The sequence below is a fragment of the Oceanobacillus manasiensis genome (genome assembly GCF_000724085.1).
GTDB classification, from domain to species: Bacteria; Bacillota; Bacilli; order Bacillales; family Amphibacillaceae; genus Oceanobacillus_B; species Oceanobacillus_B manasiensis.
Map to the genome: position 1 here is coordinate 665,534 of NZ_CCDL010000002.1, position 19,600 is coordinate 685,133.

The following is a 19,600-nucleotide window of genomic DNA, read 5'->3' on the forward strand; positions in this document are numbered from 1 at the left end:
AAAGCCTAATGTCCGAATGTTTGATTGTACTTCACAATGTTCACTTATGTTATGATAAGACTTATGATAATCATTTTATATGGGGTGTTGTAATGAATTTAGAAAATCCAAGCAAAGAAAATATGTCTTTTATTCTTGAACAATTAGGAGAGCGACTTGATGTAGTTAACCGATCAATCTTAGACCCGGAAGACTACGATTTAAATAAATATGATGACCTCAAGCTTATGTATGAAATTGTTGAACAAAAAGGTCGACTAAGTGCTTCTGAAGCACAAGCATTTATTGAAGAACTACGCTCTGTGCGAAAAAACTAACGAGACAGACAAAGGCTGTGAGCATTTAAAACTCACAGCCTTTTATGTTTTAACAAGATTGTTGCTCTCTGTCCAAGAAAACGGCCCGGGTCTACTTTAAATACTTTCTACACGAGCAATATTAATTTACTATTTTATGGATGATAACGATCAAGTGCAGCTTTTGCTGCTCTTTGCTCTGCCTCTTTTTTTGTTCTTCCTTTACCTGTACCTGTTACTTCTCCACTCACCTGTACTTCGGCTGAAAATTCCCTATTATGAGATGGCCCTGTTTCATCAATAATACTATACGTAATCGTTTGATGCTTATATTGTTGCACAAGCTCTTGTAGCTGGCTCTTATAATCCATCGCATGCGAAAAAGCACCTGTAGTGATCTTCGGGAAGACATGACGCTCTAAAAAGTTTAAAGCCTCTGAAAAGCCTTTATCCAAATAAAGAGCTCCAAGAAATGCTTCAAATACGTCTGCAAGTAGAGCAGGACGTTCTCTCCCACCTGTCTGTTCCTCTCCTTTTCCGAGACGAATAAATTTACCAAAATCCAAATCTCTTGCAAAATTTACAAGGGAAGGCTCACAGACTATTGCCGCTCGGAGTTTTGTCATTTCACCTTCTGGCATTGCTTCATTTTCTTTGAACAAGTACTGGGATACACCGAGTTCAAGTACAGCATCACCTAAAAACTCCAAACGTTCATTATCTACACCCGTTTCATTACGATGCTCATTCACATAAGATGAATGTGTAAAGGCTTGTTTAATTAGCTCGTGATTCTCAAAATGAATCGCTAACTCTTTTTCTAGTTGTGCAATATCCATTTTATTTCACCTCCTTGAATATTATTGGTTATATACGGAAAGTCCCGCTAAAATGCGAGACTTTCAATTTTTATACTTTTGGTTGGAGTGAAACTATAAACTGTTTATGTAGTTTACAGCGTCACCCACTGTATTAATTTTTTCAGCTTCTTCATCAGCGATTTCCATATCGAACTCGTCTTCAAGTTCCATAACTAATTCCACAACATCTAAAGAATCTGCCTCAAGGTCATCTTTAAATGAAGCTTCCATTGTTACTTTTGACTCGTCAACGTCTAAACGATCTACGATAATAGCTTTTACACGATCAAACACGTCTGCCATTCTCTCTTCACCCCCTTTCAAAGATCTCTCATTTGGAGAATTGTTACATTACCATTCCACCGTCAATATGAATGGTTTGTCCAGTTATATAAGAAGCATCTTCTGAAGCAAGGAATCGTACCACTTTAGCTACTTCTTCAGGTCTGCCTAATTTACCTAGTGGTATCATATCTAGCATTCCTTCTCGTTGTTCCTCTGTTAGTGTATCGGTCATATCAGTAGAAATAAAACCTGGTGCTACAGCATTCACACGGATGTTTCGAGAAGCCAATTCTTTAGCGGTTGTTTTTGTTAGACCAATAACTCCAGCTTTCGCTGCTACATAATTGGCTTGACCAGGATTACCGCTCACACCCACAATAGACGCCACATTAATAATTTGGCCTGATTTTTGCTTCATCATTTGACGAGTTACCGCTTTTGTACAAACAAATACACCTTTTAAATTGGTATTAATAACCTGATCAAATTCTTCTTCCTTCATACGCATTAATAAGTTATCTCTTGTGACACCAGCATTGTTCACAAGAATATCCAACGTTCCAAATTGAGCAATAACTTCTTTTATCATTTCTTTGACATTAGCTTCATTGGCAACATCTGCTTGCACCTTAAAAGCGTTACAACCTATGGCTTTAATTTCATCGACGACTTCTTGTGCTTTTGCTTCACTACCTGAAAAATTAACTGCTACATTTGCACCTTGTCTTGCCAGTTCTAATGCTATTTCTCTTCCTATACCTCGTGAAGCTCCGGTTACCAAAGCGCTTTTCCCTTGTAACATTATGCTTCCTCCTTATACCAGGAAATGAATTCTTGAAGTGATGCTGTGTCTTGAACAGCAAACGTTTTAACACGTTTATCAATCTTTTTCACAAGCCCACTTAACACCTTACCATTTCCTACTTCAACTATTGCATCTACATCTTCATCAAGCATGTGACGAATAGATTCTTCAAAACGAACTGGTGAATATAATTGTTCAATTAATAACTCTCTAATCTGACCACTATCTGTTACAGGTTTTGCGGAAACATTTGCATAGACTGGGATAGATGCATCCGTGATCTTCACTTCATCCAAATAATGTGAGAATGCTTCACTCGCAGGTTGCATTAATTTCGAATGGAATGGACCACTTACATTCAACGGAAGAACCCGTTTTGCACCATGCTCCTTTAGAAGGGAAGTAGCTTGCTCAACACCTGCCTGTGATCCTGAAATGACCACTTGTCCTGGACAATTAAGATTAGCAATATTTACCGTCTCACCCTCCACTTTTGCAAGGGAAGCGGCAATTGTTTCTTCATCAAGACCTAGAACAGCCGCCATTGTGCCTTGCCCTTTAGGAAAGGCCTCTTCCATAAGTCTTCCTCTTGTGGCAACTAATGGTAAAGCATCCTCAATAGATAATGATCCAGCAGCAACTAAGGCACTGTATTCCCCCAAACTATGCCCTACAGCCATAACTGGCTGTATTTCCTCTTTAAGTAACAATGTATGTAAAGCAATACTTGATAGTAGGAGTGCTGGCTGGGCGTTTTCTGTTTCTGTTAATTCTTCTTTCGGTCCTTCAAACATTAAGCCAGACAGGTTTTTATTCAGTACTTGATCAGCTTCCTTAAACAATTGTCGAACATCAGAATATTCTTCATGAATATCCTTACCCATTCCAACAGCCTGTGATCCCTGCCCTGGAAACATAAGCGCTATTTTTTTCATTCGTTATCCTCCTTATCTATTCCCAATGTTTCGATTGTTTCTTTTATCGTATCTGTTACATTAAATTCAACCATATGGCATGCTTGTTTAATCGCATTATATATTGCTCTACTATTAGAAGAACCATGTGCCTTAATCACAGGAGCACCAAGCCCAAACAATCCGGCCCCACCATATTCTGAGTAATCTAGTTGATTTTTTAGTTCTTTTAAATCTTTTTTCATTACACCTGCTGCAAGCTTAGTTTTGAGTGATCCCATAAATACTTGCTTTAGCATAGAAAACATAGACTCAGCAGTTCCTTCGATTGTTTTTAAAGCAACATTTCCACTAAAGCCATCTGTTACAACTACATCTGCAACCCCAGTTAGTAAATCTCTTGCTTCGACATTGCCAACAAAGTTAATTGGTGCTCCTTCCAAGAGGGAGAATGCCCGTTTTGTCAAATCGTTTCCTTTACCGCTCTCTGTGCCAACATTCAGCAAACCAACTTTTGGTTGTGCAATCCCTCGTACTTTCTGAGCATATACAGAACCCATGATAGCGTACTGTAAAAGGTGCGAGGGTTTAGCATCTACATTTGCACCTACATCCAATAACAAAAAACCCTTTCCGTCTAAGGTCGGGAGTGTAGGACTTAGTGCTGGACGCTCTATACCTGGAATTCTTCCCACAACAAACAACCCAGCGCTCATTAAAGCGCCAGTGTTGCCAGCGGAGATACAAGCATCTGCTTGATTTTCTTTCACTGCTTTAGCCATTAACACTAAAGAAGCATCTTTTTTTCTTCGGACCGCCCTTACTGGTTCATCATCACTTGTAATGACTTCTGTAGTATGTACGACATTAATTTTTGGGTTCGTCGTTAAATATTGGTTAATTTTTGCTTCATCACCATATAACGTGACATGCAAATTGTCAATATCGGCAACTGCTTCGACGGATCCACGCACAATTTCTTCTGGGGCATGATCTCCACCCATTGCATCAATTGCTAATCTCATTATCTCGTTCTCCCTTGTGTCCACTAGTTTGGTACATATGGAATACACCTGTGAATACCAGTTCATTTTCTACAAAGCTATTAACACAAACAATTGACTGCCCTTTGTCATCCTTGCCTTCAACAGTAGCCTTAGCTATCACTCGTTCTCCCTGTTTCACCTGACGTATGAATTTAAGCTCCGTTTTCACTGTAAGAGCAAGTTCATCGTTAATAACGGCGACAGCAAGTGAATTAGCCTGGGCAAACAAATGATGGCCTCGAGCAATTTTATTTCTTGAGAAGACAAGATCACTGCTAATATCCAAAATGGAAATAGCCCGCTGGTCTAGTTCAAGATCAATAACCTCCCCAATCACTTCCTCAAGCGGCAATGCTTTTACCGTTTCATTCCACTGGTCGGTTGCAACTGACTTAATTCTCTGGCGTAACTCAGGTATAGATAGTTCTAATCTGTCCAATCTAATTGTTTGGATACTCACAGAAAATTTTCTAGCAAGCTCTTCATCTGTAATAAAAGGTGTTTGTTCAATTGTATCTTTCAGCATCTGCTGACGTTCTGTTTTGGTTCTTCGCATTGTGACACCGTCCACATCGAATTAATTACGTATCTAGTTACGTATTAAGACTTGGTACTAATAGTAATATATAATACGTTGTCCATTTATGCAAGGATCTAATCCAACTTATCCGTAAGTGCGACGTCTTTTTCCAAGGTTTTTTTCAAGGGCAAATAATCAGGATTATTCTCCAGCAATCCTTTTTCTATAATTTCTTGTGCATCACTCCGAGCTGTTTCTAAGGCACGATAATCATGGATCATATCAGCAACTTTGAATTCCGGCATCCCACTTTGTTTCTTACCAAAAAAATCTCCCGGTCCTCTCAGTTTCAAATCTTCTTCAGATAATTCAAATCCATTCGTTGTCTCTGTCATAATGCGCATTCGTTCTTTTCCTACTTCACCCTTTGGATCGGCAATTAAAATACAGTAACTCTGCTTATCACCACGACCGACTCTTCCTCTTAGCTGATGTAATTGAGAAAGGCCAAATCGTTCAGCATCATAAATTACCATTATTGTGGCATTTGGGACATTCACTCCCACTTCCACCACTGTTGTGGATACTAGGATTTGAATATCATTTTTAGAGAACTGTTGCATCACTTCCTCTTTCTCATCAGTATGTAGGCGCCCATGCATTAACCCAACCTTCACTTCAGGTGGATAAAATGCCTCAAGTTGTTGATGTAATTCTACAGCGTTTTGAATATCTAGCTTGTCTGATTCTTCTATAAGCGGACAAATGACATAAGCTTGTTCCCCTGCTGCTACTTGTTTTTCGATGAACCGTAGCACTCTGTCTAATGTATTTTCTTTAGTCCAATATGTTTCAATTTCTTTTCTTCCTACAGGCATTTCATCGATAACCGAAACATCCATGTCACCAAATGCTGTAATAGCAAGCGTACGTGGAATTGGTGTTGCTGTCATAAACAATACATCTGGATATAGCCCTTTTTCTCTCAGTGTACGTCGTTGAGCTACACCAAATCGATGCTGCTCATCAACAATTACAAAACCAAGATCCTGATATCTAACTTCCTCTTGTATAAGAGCATGGGTTCCAATAACAATATCTACATGTTTCTCTGAAATGGCTTGCAACACTTCTTTTCTTTTCTTTCCTTTTACAGATCCAGTTAATAAAGCAATTTTAGCGTGCTCGCCAAACATATCACATAATGATTGATAGTGTTGCTCTGCTAAAATTTCCGTCGGTACCATTAAAGCCCCTTGTTTCCCTGCTGTAATGGCGGCTAATAAGCAGATTGCTGCCACAGCAGTTTTACCTGATCCAACATCTCCCTGAAGCATTCGATTCATCCTGTATGGGGATCGCATATCATGCAAGATTTGCTCCAAAGCCTTTTGCTGGGCATTCGTTAAGGGAAAAGGTAATGTTTCAATAAAAGCTTCGACCTGTTGCTCATCATATTTTTGGGCATTTCCGTCTGTTGCTTCTCTTTTCCATTTTCGTAACAGTTGCATTTTTAGCTGGAAAAGAAGGAATTCTTCATAAATAAATCTTCTGCGTGCATGCTTTAACGCCAACCTATTAGCCGGAAAGTGCATGGAAGCAACAGCCTGCCTTCTGCTAGGCAGTTTATACGCCTCCAAATAATTTTCTGGCAATATCTCTAATATTTGATCACCGTACGTCTCCAATGCTGCTTTCACGGTTTTCTTTAAGCGAAATGGCGTGATATCCCCTTTCACAGTATAGACTGGTTGTATTTCAGCGTTTGATGCAGCTGGCCCTATCTTATATTGACTCACCGTTATTTGCAGGCGATGTGCATCCCATTTTCCAACAAGTGTTACAGTATCCCCCGCATTAATTTGTTTCTTTGCAAAGGCACGATTAAACATGATCGCCTTGACCGCGATATTTTCTACTTCTAATGTGAACGAAAGTCTGGATTTCTTTTTTCCAAAGAAAGAGAGGGAAGGATCATGTACTACCCTTCCCTCAATCGTCACTTTGTCATCATGGACAAGTTCAGCGAGTGGCTTTACTTCAAACACATCAAAACGGTATGGAAAATAAAACAGCATATCCTCAATTGTTTTTATATTCAGAGTCGCCAGAGACTCGGCATATTTTTCTCCGACTCCTTTTAAAGCTTCGATTGATTCATTCAACATATGACTAACACTTCCTATACAGACATACCAAATATTTTTTCTTTTAATAACCTGCCAGTCGGAGTATCCGCTAACCCGCCTTCCCCTGTTTCTCTTAAACTAGAAGGCATTTGCTTTCCAATTCGGTACATGGCGCCTATTACTTCATCACACGGAATACGACTTGTTACACCAGCTAAGGCCATATCCGCCGAGACAATTGCTAAGGAAGAGCCTGCTGCATTACGTTTAACACACGGAACTTCGACTAATCCGGCAACTGGGTCACAAACCAAGCCAAGCATATTTTTTAAAGTAATAGCAAATGCATCTGCAGACTGTTGTGGAGTACCACCTGCCATTTCAACAATTGCAGCAGAAGCCATCGCCCCCGCAGACCCCACTTCCGCTTGACAACCCCCAGCAGCTCCGGAAATAAAAGCATTATTTGCAACAACAAACCCAAACGCTCCCGCTGTAAATAAGAAACGAATCATTTGTTCACGAGTCGGATTCAGCTGCTCTTTTACCGCAAAAAGTGCTCCTGGCACACAGCCTGCACTACCAGCAGTTGGCGTAGCGCATATTGTCCCCATTGCTGCATTTACTTCATTTGTTCCCATCGCTTTACTTACAGCATCTAGCATTAAGTTTCCCGAAAGCGGTTTTTTTTCTTTCATATACTTTTGAATTAAGACCGCATCGCCGCCTGTAAGGCCAGTAACCGACTGGACTCCTTGCAACGCATCCTCAATTGCTTTTTCCATGACTTGAAGGTTTTTTTCCATTTCTTCATAAACTACTTCACGGGTTGTATCTTTCACGTCCATTTCTTGTCTTATCATGACTTCGGACAATTGTATTTCTTCTGTTTCTGCTATCTCCACCAATTCCTTTACTGTACGAAACATGTGGATTCCCTCCCTCTTGACATACTTAACTGTCAATTTTAGCTATCTGTATTATATGATCAGCACTGTTCAATTCCTTTAAGATGGTATCTTCTAAATTTTGATCTACTTCAATAACCATCAAGGCTTCTTTACCAACATCTTTGCGGTTTACTTCCATGTGTCCAATATTTATTTCGTGTTTGGCAAGTATCCTTGTAACAGAGGCTATGGCTCCGAAGCGATCATTATGCATAATTAAAATAGCTGGATGATTACCTGAAAGCCGTAATTCAAATCCATTTAACTCCGTAATTTCCACTTTACCGCCACCAATAGAAATCCCCACAAGCTCCAGTGACCCTGTCTCATTTCCAATAATTAATCTTGCAGTATTAGGATGATCTACCGCAGCACTGTCCTCGATGAATTCAATATCTAAATTAAGTTCTTTTGCTGTAGCTAAGGATTGGCTGATCCGTTTGTCATCTGCTTCATAGCCTAGTAACCCACCCACTAATGCAAAATCAGTCCCATGACCTTTATAAGTCTTAGCAAAAGATTCATAGAGATGTATCTTAGCCCATTTCGGCTCCTGACCAAATAAATTTCTCGCAGCTTTTCCTATCCTCGCTGCTCCTGCAGTATGTGAACTAGATGGTCCAATCATTACCGGACCGATAATATCAAAAACTGATTTATATTTCATTATCTCACCGCCATTTAAACGTATAGGTTATCGTTCTATTGTAAATTATAACAAAAAAGTGTAGAATAATCATTTGTGGATTATGGGCAAAGTACAAGATAATGAATGTTTTAATCAAATTTAGAACATTCACAGGGTACCTTGCCATGATCGGGTGGGAGAGGGATGTAAGTACGATGAGGAGATTTTATGGCTTTTAATAATAAAAGACCAGACAAGAAAGGGACACATAGTCTTCGTACAGAGCTAGTTGCAGGATTAATCGGATATCTAACTACCGTCTATATTGTTGTAGTAAACGGCTCCATTCTTAGCGAGGCTGGTATTTCTCTTGAGGCTGGTATGATTGCTACAATTCTGATTAGTTTTCTTGGTACAATGTTAATAGGACTTTATGCTAAACTTCCTTTGATTCTGATACCAGGCATGGGAATAAATGCATTATTTGCCTATTCTATTGTAGAAGGGACTAACCTAACTTTTGAAGAAGGATTAGCTGTGGTTTTAGTTGCCGGTTTAGTATTTTTGCTTACAGCATTTAGCAGACTGGGCATTCTCCTAAAAGAAGCGATACCAGATTCCTTAAAACACGGAATAACTGTGGGGCTCGGATTCTTCCTAATTTTAATTGGCCTAGAGAAAAGCGGCCTTGTAGTGAATGGAGAAAACACAATTTTAGCTTTTGGTGATTTCACATCACCAACGGTTCTTGTTAGTTTGCTTACTTTATTTCTAGCCATCTTTCTTTTTGTTAGAAATGTACCTGCAAATTTTCTCATTACAATGATCGTAGGCACAATTCTTGCTTCACTCTTTGGGGTTTTGGAAAGTGGTAGCAAGGCACTTCATATTGATTTTACAGAAGTTATTTTCCTACCATCATTTTCAGCAATCAGTGATTTAAGTTTCTGGCTAGCCGTATTTCCTTTAGCGATCATTCTTATATTTGAAAATATGGGATTACTAAACGGACAGCTGCAGATGCTTGATAAGGAAAACTCATATGTAAGAGCATATAGAGCAACAGCTTTCTCTACAGTAGCTTCAGCATTTCTAGGTACTTCTCCGACAGTATCCGCAGCTGAAAATGCAGCGGTTATTGCTTCAAAGGGAAGAACTGGCATAGCTGCCGTTACCGCTGGTCTGTTGTTTTTGGCTACATTGTTCTTAATACCTTTCATTACAATGATACCAAATTCAGCATTAAGTCCGATTTTAATTATTGTTGGTTTCTTAATGGTACAAAGTATTCGCCACATAGGTGTGAGTGATTTGGCAGAAAGTCTTCCCGCATTGCTTATTGTCGCAATGATACCTTTCACATACAGCATAGCAGATGGTATGGCTTTTGGTTTTATCGCTTATCCGATTGTAAAAATTGCGACTGGAAAACAAAAAGAGCTTTCGATTCCATTAATAATAATTTCAGCATTGTTCTTGTTTGACTTCGTAATGAAAATAACAGGTATATAAAGTGAAACTTCAATCAGTGGGGGTTTTCAATATCCCCCACTACTTGTTAGTTGAACGAATCGGGTTGTTAGTGTCCGTTTAATCCCACTAAACATCATTGTTTCACTTCATGTTTTGAAGTGGGAGTCTTACGGACTGTTGCTCCGGTATAAACTAAAATCGCTCTTATTCCATTCGGAATAAGAGCGATTTTTTGTTTATTCAACAGAGAATATATAAGAATAGATTGGCTGGTTCCCTTTGTGCACTTCGATTTCAATATCTTCAAATGTTTGCTCCACATAGCTTTCAAGTTCCGCAACGTCCTCGTCCGTTACATCTTCACCTTGAAGTATTGTTAGAATTTCATCATCTTCAGAGATCATTTCTTGTAAAAGCAATTTCACTGCTTCCGTTTTTTCTTTATGAGTAGCTTTTATTTTCCCATCAAGTATGCCCATGTAGTTTCCGTTTTCGATCGTGATGCCATCTATTTGTGTATCTCGAACCGCGTAGGTAACCTGCCCTGTCTTCACATGACTTCTCGCTTCATCCATTGCTTCCTTATTAGCATCAATATCTGATTCAGGATGGAATGCAAGCATAGCACTAATCCCTTGAGGTATGGTTTTTGTAGGAATCACCCGTACATTCACCTCGGCTAAATCAGCTGCTTGGTCTGCTGCCATTAGGATATTCTTATTATTCGGAAGAACAAGTACATTTTTAGCGTTCGTTTCCTGAATTGCGTTAGCTATATCCTGTGTACTTGGATTCATAGTTTGTCCGCCTTCAATTACAACAGTCGCGCCTAAACTTTCTAACAATACTTTTAATCCTTCACCCATTGCTACCGTAACAATACCGTATTCCGTTTGTTTCTTTGGCTTTTGCTCAGTTGTTTTATTTCCAACAATCGCTGTATGTTGTTCTCTCATGTTTTCAATCTTCATATTAATTAAGCTGCCATATTGTTGCCCTAGTGTCATACAAGTTCCCGGATATTCTGCATGTATATGCACTTTGACAATTTCCTCATCAGAAACAACCAAAAGGGAATCACCGTGTTTACTAAGCTCATCACGGAACGCTTCTTCATCAAAAGGATTTTCCTCAATTTTTTCATCTTCAAATTTAACCATGAATTCTGTACAATAACCAAATTCAATATCTGATGTGTCCATGAAATCCTGCGTGATTTTATGATGTTCTGCGTTAACCATATCTGTCATATCGATTTCAGCAATATGATCAGGAAGTTCCTCACCCTTTAATGCAGAGAGAAATCCTTCATAGACTGTAACTAACCCCTGTCCACCTGAATCAACTACACCTACTTCTTTTAAAACAGGCAAAAGATCAGGTGTGCGCTTCAAGGATGCTTTCGCTTCATCTAACACACTTTCCATTAATTGGATGATGTCATCTTCTTTTTCGGCTGCCTTTACAGCTTGTTTGGCTGCGTCTTTGGCCACTGTAAGAATGGTGCCTTCCACCGGTTTCATAACAGCTTTATATGCTGTCGTAACCCCAGTATCAAAAGCTTGTGCAAGGTCCTTTGTTGTTACAGTGCTCTTTTTGTCCATTCCTTTAGAGAAACCACGGAATATTTGAGAAAGGATAACTCCTGAGTTACCCCTTGCCCCCATAAGCAATCCTTTAGCAAAAGAGTTAGCAACTTCATATATTTCATCGCTGTTTTGCTTTTTAACCTCATTTGCTCCAGAACTCATAGATAAATTCATATTCGTACCAGTGTCCCCATCTGGTACCGGAAATACATTTAATGCATCTATTTTTTGTGCATTATTTGATAAATGGTGCGCGCCAGCTAATACCATTTGAGCAAATGTACTGCCATCCATTTTTTTCATTGTCACTACTTCCTCCTCTTGAATCAAAAGCGTGAGCGCTTATGAGCGTTCTGACACTTCTATCAACATGGAAGGTCAGTAATTGCTAAAATCTCCTTGAAGCGCTTATTCTACAAAATTGATACGCAATTGTTCGATGCTAGCTTTTAAATATTTTAGTTTGTTTTCTTAATCTTGTGCAACCCGTACACCTTGTACAAAGATGTTGACAGAATCAATCGCTAGACCAAGTGATTGACTAAGTGTATACTTCACCTGTGATTGTACATTATGAGCTACTACTGAGATCTTTGTTCCATAGCTTACAATAATATACATATCTATATCCAGTCTTTCGTTTTCCTGGCGAACTACTACACCTTTAGAAAAGTTCTCTTTACGAAGAATTTCAGCGATACCATCTCTAATTTGACTTTTAGAGGCCATCCCAACAATTCCGTAACACTCTATTGCAGCGCCACCAGCAATTGTAGAAATAACTTCGTTTGTTATGGTTACATGACCATCATTTGTATTAAGCTCTATGGACATAACATAATCCTCCTTTAATACCTGCACAATTATATAAGCATATTCTACTACATGCCGAATCATTTTGAAAGCAGAGTTCATAATATGTAAAAATGTCCTCTATAACAATGGACGAATTACACTAATCTGTCAAGTGATTATTCTTTATAATAATATAAAACAATAATTGCATTCTCTCGTGACTTATGGTAAATTGTATAAGTATGAAATGACACATGTAAACAGTAAGGAGGGATTTGCATGGCTAGAAAATGTGTTGTAACTGGACGCCAGACACGCAGTGGAAACCAACGTTCTCACGCTATGAATTCCAACAAGCGAACTTGGAAAGCTAATGTACAAAAAGTACGTATCATGGTAGACGGAAAACCTAAAAAAGTTTACGTATCTGCACGCGCACTTAAATCAGGTAAAGTAGAGCGCGTATAATTTACGTGTCATACAGAACTGGAATTGTACGATAGAAAAAACACCCTATTAACAGGGTGTTTTTTTATGGCTCTATAATATATGTTGGGGTACAGAGAAAATTCAGCTAAATAAAACACGCAAACTCCGAATTTTGTTAGACTTGTTTTAACCACAAAACAATAACAAAAGGAGTTGCGTGTAAGTGAATTTTAACATTTCTTTCCCAGGTTTAGAAGAGTTTCGTATTAAAAAAACGATTGAAAATGGTGGAGTTTTTCAGCTGCATGTGGAACTGGATTCCAAGCCCCATCGTTGTCCAGCGTGTAATACCCTAACACAAAAGGTGCACGATTATCGCACTCAAAAGATACAGCACTCAAAACTGTTTATGAGAGAGACGCTAATTTTTTACCGTAAACGTCGCTATAAATGTGAACACCCACAATGTAAAAGGCGTTTTTATGAAAGTAATTCATTGGTAGAACGCTATCAACGGCAGTCCAAAGAACTAAAGCAAGCTATTGCGTTAGAGCTAATTCATGGAAAAAACTTTAAAGCAATTGCCTCTCGATTTAACACTTCTGCAACTACTGTAATGCGTAGGTTTGATGAAGTGGGATCTAGCTTTTTGGAGGAAACACGAGAGTTACCTTCTGTAATCGCTATTGATGAATACAAGGGAGATTCAGACGGAGAAAAATACCAAACTATTATTGCCGATCCGGTGGATCGGAAGCCCCTCGAGATATTGCCGGATAGGAAAAAAGAAACGGTAGAGGCTTATCTAAGAGAGCATGGTCAGAAAGTAGAAAAAGTTGTAATGGATATGAGCCCTTCATTCAAAGCAGCTGTGGACCAAGCATTAGGGAAACCTATTGTAGTAGCTGACCGTTTTCATTTCTGTCGGCATATTTATTGGGCACTTGAGCGTGTAAGAAGAAAAGAACAAAAGCATTTTAGCGACTACGACCGTAAAAAGTGTAAGCGGATGAAACATGTGTTTAATAAGAAGCATGAAGATTTAACGGAGAAACAACGCTGGTATCTGGAACGTTACTTGAAAATGTCTGATACCTTGCGGACAGCATACCAATTAAAAGAAGCTTTTCGGTTTTGGTTTGAAGAAGCAAAGGCCCTAGGTCCTTCTAATTTAACGGCAGTCAAAGAACGTTTGTATGAGTTTTACGACTTGGTAAAAGCGTCTGGAATTGAGGAATTTAAAAAGGCCATGGAAACCTTTCAAAATTGGCAAAAAGAGATTATGAATAGCTTTGCCTTTAATTTACATAATGGCTATGTGGAGGGGATTAACAACCAAACGAAAGTAATAAAGAGGAATGCTTTTGGATACCGTCGTTTTGATCGGTTTCGAATGAGAGTATTATTACATCATCAATATAAAAATATAAATGGGCGAGTCGCATAAAGAAGGAGTGAGCGTTAGCTCACCCCAACATTTGACTTAGAACCTTTTTTTTTTTTTTATTGCTATAATACTAGTTTCATGTAAATAACAGCATGTCCTTGTAAATACGTCCATTAAGAATCAAAGCATAAATATTTAATACTTTGAGCCTAAATGTCACAAGCTTTGTGCAGTCTCTAAAAAAATCCATAACGGTTTTTCACATTAGTAAACAGACCATTTTCATGGTTTACTTGAGTGCAAAAAAATCAGCTTCTGTCAATCTACTGACAAAAGCTAACAGGTTTTACTTATCCTTTTTGAACACACCAATAACCACTTTGACAAAACCACCGATAAATCTTGGGAGCTTAATAGTATAAAATTTCATGAGTTCGCCCTCCTCTTCTACATGCACAGCTTACCTTTGAATCGTATCACGACTCTTTATTAGTAATAGTATGCCTTCTGTAAAAGAAAAAGTACCAATATTTCCAATAAGTCTGTTTGAAATACATAGGGTGGACCCCCATGCTACCGTTTTATCTGATAAGGGATAATAGAAGCCATTTAACGTCAACCCTTTAATTGTTGGAGAGAAAGGGATAAACGAAATATTAGTGTATAACGCACTGCCTTCTACGGTGTACTCCCCAGGTTTATATAATTCCACCAGATTGGATTGATCGACAATCGTGCCACGCACTCCATTTTCATTAATGGTATGCAGTAATTGAATGTTAATCATTTCATGATCCAAACGGCCTCCTGTCACGCCGAAAAGATAGAGATGTTGAGGTTGCTTTTCTAACGCCTTTAGAAGGGCAATTTCTAGGTCTGTTTCATCCTTTTCCGCCGGATATTCCTCAAATTGCTTCGCATGCGATCGTACATGCTCTTTTTCGTCTTCTGTGATAGAATCAAAATCTCCAACTGCTAGATCTATCGGAATATTATTATTCAACAAAGCCAATGCGCCTCTATCAGCGGCAATCCAAAAATCAATTTCTTCCTTAAATGGTGCGAAATCCGGGTAATGCTGAGGTCCGTTCCCAATAATACCAATTGCTGTCATTCTCTTATCCCTTCACAGCATCTTTAATCTCTAAGATGGCTTCTTGTCGATTAGTCGGATTAAAAATTGCACTGCCTGCAACCAACACATCAGCTCCCGCCTCGGAACATTGCTTTGCTGTGGTTACATTAATGCCACCATCCACCTCTATTTCAAAAGATAGGTTATTTTTTTCTCTAAAATCCGCAACCTGTTTAATTCGCTGTATTGTAGATGGGATAAATGACTGTCCACCAAATCCTGGATTTACAGACATCAACAAGACAAGATCTACTTCAGGTAAAATTGGATAAAGCATTTCTACAGGTGTGCCAGGGTTGATGACAACACCAGCTTTCACCCCATTATCCCTAATTAATTGGATAGAACGGTGTATGTGCCTGCTTGCCTCCTGATGAACCGTAATAATATCAGCACCGGCTTTAGCGAATGCAGGTATATAGGCGTCAGGGTTTTCAATCATCAGATGTACATCGAGTGGAAGGGACGTGATAGGCCGTATACCTTCTACTACAAGTGGCCCAATTGTTATGTTTGGAACATAGTGTCCATCCATCACATCAACATGGATATAATCTGCCCCTCCGTTTTCTACTTCTTTTATTTCTTCTCCCAGTTTGGAAAAATCAGCTGAGAGGATTGATGGTGCTATTTTTACCATATTAATACCTCGGCTTCCTTGATTGGATTTCTTCTAAAAAAGCTAAATAATGCTCATATCGATATTTACTAATTTCTCCGCTTTCAACTGCCTCTTTCACAGCACATCTTGGCTCCTTACGGTGCATACAGCCACGAAACTTACATTCACCTTTACGTGAGCGCATCTCGGGAAAACAATCACCAAGTTCTTCTGCTTCAATTTCTTGAAAATCAAGCGCACTAAATCCTGGTGTATCAGCTACAAGCCCATTGTTAACCTGAACAAGCTCTACATGCCTTGTCGTGTGTTTCCCCCTACCGAGACTTTCAGAAATAGCTGCTGTTTTTAATAACAACGATGGTTTTAACGCATTGAGAATAGAAGACTTGCCTACTCCTGATTGGCCAGCAAATACGGTGACTCCATCGGAAAAATAGTTTTCAAGAGGTAAAACCCCACCACTTGCCTTGGAGGAAATTAATTCTACCTTATAACCAATTCTTTCATAGTCATCACGATAGGCTTCTATCGCTCTACGTTCCTCAGCTGAAATCAAATCCATTTTTGAAATAAAGATTATCGGCTCTATGTTCTTTGCCTCTATTAATACAAGAAATCGGTCCAGCAGGGTTGTACTAAAATCTGGCTGAATGGCAGCATTTACGATAATGGCCTGATCAATATTTGCTATGGGTGGCCTAACTAACTCATTCTCTCTTTGCTTAATCTCAATTATATACCCCTCATCCGGTGAATCGGCTTCAAACTTCACGAAGTCCCCAACAAGCGGGGTGATTTTTCTTTTACGAAAAACCCCTCTGCCGCGGCACTGAATTACTTCGCCATTCTCTGTTTTTACATAATAGAAGCCACTTAAAGCTTTAATAATTCTTCCTTCTGACATTTAGCCACCTTCTTCATATGACACGGTTTTATTTGTCAACACTTCATCATCTCGTTTTATTATATACTCTGCTTGATCATCAGGCGCGATAGTCAACGTAAAGGTAAATTCCTCATCTTCTGTAATCGTTTCTTCTCGATACACTTCTGACAAATCATTGTTCATGTCATCAATATAAATTTGCACAATCTGCTCTACTGGCTCTTCCCCTTCTTCCTGCTCTGAATCCACGTTATATGGAACTGTGAACGTAATACTATGTGGAACTGGTGGCTTTTCTCCAGGTCCAGTTGAAGTATAGACATTAACCGTAGAACCTGGCTCTACTTCTGTATTTGGAGAAGGGCTTTGTCGTATAACATTTCCTTCAGATACATCTTCAGAGGTTTCTTCAACTTTATTCATTGTAAGATTATTTTCCTCCAAATAACTGCTTGCTTCCCCTTCGGTCATTCCAGATAAGTCTCTAAGCTCTACCATTTCGGGGCCTTCACTCACCTCGAAAATCACTTTAGTATCTCCTGGCACTACCTCGCTGTCTGGAGCTGGTTGAATTTGCGTTATAATCTCACCAACAGGGCGATCAGAATGCTTTGCATAGGAGATGACATCACTGTAATCCTCTTCCAAGAGGCGCTTAACCTGACTAAAATCTCTCCCTACATAATCTTTAAATACTTCCTTCTCTTTTCCATCACTGACCATTATGGTCACCGTAGATTCTTCCTTTACTGTTCTATCGGCTTTTGGATTCGTTTCAACTACTAAACCTTCTTCTACATCTTCGGAGAATACGTACTCTCTTTCTGTGTTTAGGTTAGCCAATTCCAATTTATCTACAGCCTCTTCATAATCCAACCCTGCTACATCGGGTATTTGCACATCTTTTGGTTGTAGGATACCAGGTATTAAAAAGAGTGCAGCTACTCCTGCCGCCAATATGAAAAATAAAACAATAAGAATAATTAGCCATTTCTTCTTTTTGTTCGTTTTGTCTTTCTTATTTTTCTTATTCTTATTCTTCTTCTCTTTTTTCTTCTTACCTGTATTTTCTGCTTTTTCAGGTTTATCCTCTGCTGTATAATTTTTCGTCATATTATTTGTTTGATGTACAATTGTATCTTGATTCGTATCATGTAGTTGGTTATCCGTTATGATAGGGATGGCCTTTGTTTCTTCCCCTGCTTCTACTGGTGGCTTATATACTTCTTCATTTAATTTGCTTGGATGTAAAGCAGTTTCAAGCACATCTTCCATCTCATATACGGTATCAAACCGATGGAAAGGATCCTTGGCAGTTGCCTTTAAAACAATATTTTCAACACTTTGCGGAACATCCTGATTAAACCTTCGAACGGAAGGTGTATCGCTTTGTAAATGTTTAAGAGCAATAGAAACAGGTGACTGTCCGGAAAAAGGGAGTCTAGCTGTTAGAAGCTCAAACAACACAATTCCGATTGAATAAATATCCGATTTCTTAGTAGCCATGCCACCACGAGCCTGTTCTGGAGATAGATAATGTACAGACCCTAGAATAGAGTTTGTTTGTGTGAGAGATGTAGCACTTAATGCTATGGCAATTCCAAAATCAGTCACTTTTACTTGTCCATATGTATCAATCAGTATATTTTGAGGTTTTATATCACGATGCACAATGTCATTGGCATGTGCATGAGCGATTGCAGATGTAATTTGTTTCAATATCTCCAAAGCTTCCTGGACACCGAGTGGGCCATATCGCTGAACGTATTCCTTCAAAGTCATACCATCTACATATTCCATAACCATATAAAGGATATCGTCTTCTTCACCAACGTCAAAAATGTTAACGATATTAGGGTGAGATAGACTTGTTGCAGACTGTGCTTCGCGATCAAACCTTGCTATAAATTCCTGATCATTAACGTATTCCATTCTTAGTACTTTAATTGCGACATCGCGTTCAAGGATTTTATCTCTTGCTAAATAAACGTTAGCCATACCACCGCCACCAATAGTATTGATTATTTGATAACGTTCATTTAGTAAATGTCCTTTTTTCAGCATTAACCTTCACCATCTTTCTTTGGTGAGTCATACATCACAATGATGACGGAGATATTGTCCTCTCCACCCCGAGCATTTGCTAAACGGATCATTTCAATTTCAATCTGCTCAATTTCTTCATCAGTAGAAACAAGCTGGTGGAGCTCTTCGTCCATAACTTTATTAGATAAACCATCTGAACATAAAAGAAGTCTATCTTTTGATTCCCACCCTAGTGAGAAGACCTCCGGAATCACGGATTGTTCTGTTCCTAACGCCTTTAATAAGACATTTTTTCTAGGATGTTGTTCGGCATCATCCTTAGAAATTTGTCCAGAACGGACAAGTTCATTAACAAGGGAGTGATCCACAGTTATTTGCTTAAACCCACTCTCACTAAGCATATAGCATCGACTATCCCCTATGTTTGCAACCGTAATAAAGTCACTAGTACATGCTGCTACCACGAAGGTAGTACCCATACCTTTACACTCCTCTTTTACTAAGGAATGCTCAAACACTTTCCTATTTATCTCCTCAACAGCAAGTTTAATCCAGTTTTCAGCCGCCTCGGGACTGTTCAATTGTTCTGCATCCAGCCATTTCTCCTCTATTAACGATGTTGCCATTCGACTCGCAACATCGCCTGCCTGGTGGCCACCCATTCCATCAGCTATGACTGCAAGCAACTGACCATGCTTATTATAAAACACACCGCCTGCATCCTCATTATGGCTTCTGACCAGTCCTTGATCTGTCATAAATTGACCTTCCATTTCTTCACCCCTCCACCATTTACGGATGTATT

The 19,600-nt window shown here is 39.0% G+C and carries 21 protein-coding genes; 4 read left to right on the forward strand and 17 right to left on the reverse strand.

What is annotated here, in order from left to right:
• The first annotated feature begins 92 nt into the window (after positions 1-92).
• Positions 93-317: a DUF1128 domain-containing protein gene (locus tag BN985_RS12585; protein ID WP_042223799.1), complete on the forward strand. Its 225-nt coding sequence runs from the start codon at positions 93-95 to the stop codon at positions 315-317.
• Positions 318-451: 134 nt separating this feature from the next.
• On the opposite strand, the gene rnc is transcribed toward BN985_RS12585, so the two are convergent.
• The 9 genes from rnc to sdaAB all read right to left on the reverse strand — a co-directional run bounded on the left by rnc (position 452) and on the right by sdaAB (position 8,472).
• Positions 452-1,135: a ribonuclease III gene (gene rnc, locus BN985_RS12590; protein ID WP_042223800.1), complete on the reverse strand. Its 684-nt coding sequence runs from the start codon at positions 1,133-1,135 to the stop codon at positions 452-454.
• Between the two features lie 93 nt (positions 1,136-1,228).
• Positions 1,229-1,459 carry an acyl carrier protein gene (gene acpP, locus BN985_RS12595; RefSeq protein ID WP_036573112.1) on the reverse strand — a complete coding sequence of 77 codons (231 nt, stop codon included), beginning with the start codon at positions 1,457-1,459 and terminating at the stop codon, positions 1,229-1,231.
• Between the two features lie 43 nt (positions 1,460-1,502).
• Entirely contained in the window at positions 1,503-2,243 is a 741-nt protein-coding gene (fabG, locus tag BN985_RS12600; RefSeq protein ID WP_084157540.1) for a 3-oxoacyl-[acyl-carrier-protein] reductase, read from the reverse strand.
• Complete coding sequence (fabD, locus tag BN985_RS12605; RefSeq protein WP_042223802.1) at positions 2,243-3,181, reverse strand: ACP S-malonyltransferase; 939 nt, start codon at positions 3,179-3,181, stop codon at positions 2,243-2,245. The genes fabG and fabD overlap by 1 nt, the downstream gene beginning before the upstream one ends.
• Positions 3,178-4,185, reverse strand: a complete 1,008-nt coding sequence (gene plsX, locus BN985_RS12610; RefSeq protein WP_042223803.1) for a phosphate acyltransferase PlsX — start codon at positions 4,183-4,185, stop codon at positions 3,178-3,180. The genes fabD and plsX overlap by 4 nt, the downstream gene beginning before the upstream one ends.
• Positions 4,169-4,762: a transcription factor FapR gene (gene fapR, locus BN985_RS12615; protein ID WP_042223804.1), complete on the reverse strand. Its 594-nt coding sequence runs from the start codon at positions 4,760-4,762 to the stop codon at positions 4,169-4,171. The genes plsX and fapR overlap by 17 nt, the downstream gene beginning before the upstream one ends.
• 98 nt (positions 4,763-4,860) lie before the next feature.
• Positions 4,861-6,894 (reverse strand): ATP-dependent DNA helicase RecG, encoded by a 2,034-nt coding sequence (gene recG / locus BN985_RS12620; protein ID WP_042223805.1) that lies wholly within the window; start codon positions 6,892-6,894, stop codon positions 4,861-4,863.
• 14 nt (positions 6,895-6,908) lie between these two features.
• Entirely contained in the window at positions 6,909-7,784 is an 876-nt protein-coding gene (sdaAA, locus tag BN985_RS12625; protein ID WP_042223806.1) for an L-serine ammonia-lyase, iron-sulfur-dependent, subunit alpha, read from the reverse strand.
• 25 nt (positions 7,785-7,809) lie between these two features.
• Positions 7,810-8,472 (reverse strand): L-serine ammonia-lyase, iron-sulfur-dependent subunit beta, encoded by a 663-nt coding sequence (sdaAB, locus tag BN985_RS12630; RefSeq protein ID WP_042223807.1) that lies wholly within the window; start codon positions 8,470-8,472, stop codon positions 7,810-7,812.
• A 189-nt stretch (positions 8,473-8,661) separates the two neighbouring features.
• On the opposite strand from sdaAB, the gene BN985_RS12635 reads away from it, so the two are divergent.
• Positions 8,662-9,945, forward strand: coding sequence for an NCS2 family permease (locus BN985_RS12635; protein ID WP_042223808.1), 1,284 nt, complete (start codon positions 8,662-8,664; stop codon positions 9,943-9,945).
• A gap of 197 nt (positions 9,946-10,142) precedes the next feature.
• On the opposite strand, the gene BN985_RS12640 is transcribed toward BN985_RS12635, so the two are convergent.
• Together BN985_RS12640 and BN985_RS12645 are read right to left on the reverse strand one after the other, a co-directional pair.
• Entirely contained in the window at positions 10,143-11,804 is a 1,662-nt protein-coding gene (locus BN985_RS12640; protein ID WP_042223809.1) for a DAK2 domain-containing protein, read from the reverse strand.
• A 162-nt stretch (positions 11,805-11,966) separates the two neighbouring features.
• The gene (locus tag BN985_RS12645; protein WP_036573128.1) at positions 11,967-12,329 is read right to left on the reverse strand and encodes an Asp23/Gls24 family envelope stress response protein; all 363 of its coding nucleotides are present in this window, start codon (positions 12,327-12,329) and stop codon (positions 11,967-11,969) included.
• A 240-nt stretch (positions 12,330-12,569) separates the two neighbouring features.
• Between BN985_RS12645 and rpmB the strand changes: the two genes are divergently transcribed.
• Entirely contained in the window at positions 12,570-12,758 is a 189-nt protein-coding gene (gene rpmB / locus BN985_RS12650; RefSeq protein ID WP_036573130.1) for a 50S ribosomal protein L28, read from the forward strand.
• A 184-nt stretch (positions 12,759-12,942) separates the two neighbouring features.
• Entirely contained in the window at positions 12,943-14,166 is a 1,224-nt protein-coding gene (locus tag BN985_RS12655; RefSeq protein ID WP_042223810.1) for an ISL3 family transposase, read from the forward strand.
• A 286-nt stretch (positions 14,167-14,452) separates the two neighbouring features.
• On the opposite strand, the gene spoVM is transcribed toward BN985_RS12655, so the two are convergent.
• The 6 genes from spoVM to BN985_RS12685 are packed head-to-tail and all read right to left on the reverse strand — an operon-like array spanning position 14,453 to position 19,568.
• The gene (gene spoVM, locus BN985_RS12660; RefSeq protein ID WP_036573131.1) at positions 14,453-14,536 is read right to left on the reverse strand and encodes a stage V sporulation protein SpoVM; all 84 of its coding nucleotides are present in this window, start codon (positions 14,534-14,536) and stop codon (positions 14,453-14,455) included.
• A 30-nt stretch (positions 14,537-14,566) separates the two neighbouring features.
• Positions 14,567-15,220: a thiamine diphosphokinase gene (locus BN985_RS12665; RefSeq protein WP_042223811.1), complete on the reverse strand. Its 654-nt coding sequence runs from the start codon at positions 15,218-15,220 to the stop codon at positions 14,567-14,569.
• A gap of 4 nt (positions 15,221-15,224) precedes the next feature.
• Positions 15,225-15,881, reverse strand: coding sequence for a ribulose-phosphate 3-epimerase (rpe, locus tag BN985_RS12670; protein WP_042223812.1), 657 nt, complete (start codon positions 15,879-15,881; stop codon positions 15,225-15,227).
• A gap of 1 nt (position 15,882) precedes the next feature.
• Complete coding sequence (rsgA, locus tag BN985_RS12675; protein ID WP_042223813.1) at positions 15,883-16,767, reverse strand: ribosome small subunit-dependent GTPase A; 885 nt, start codon at positions 16,765-16,767, stop codon at positions 15,883-15,885.
• Positions 16,768-18,810 carry a Stk1 family PASTA domain-containing Ser/Thr kinase gene (pknB, locus tag BN985_RS12680; protein WP_042224095.1) on the reverse strand — a complete coding sequence of 681 codons (2,043 nt, stop codon included), beginning with the start codon at positions 18,808-18,810 and terminating at the stop codon, positions 16,768-16,770.
• Between the two features lie 2 nt (positions 18,811-18,812).
• Positions 18,813-19,568 carry a Stp1/IreP family PP2C-type Ser/Thr phosphatase gene (locus tag BN985_RS12685; protein ID WP_042223814.1) on the reverse strand — a complete coding sequence of 252 codons (756 nt, stop codon included), beginning with the start codon at positions 19,566-19,568 and terminating at the stop codon, positions 18,813-18,815.
• Positions 19,569-19,600 lie beyond the last annotated feature (32 nt).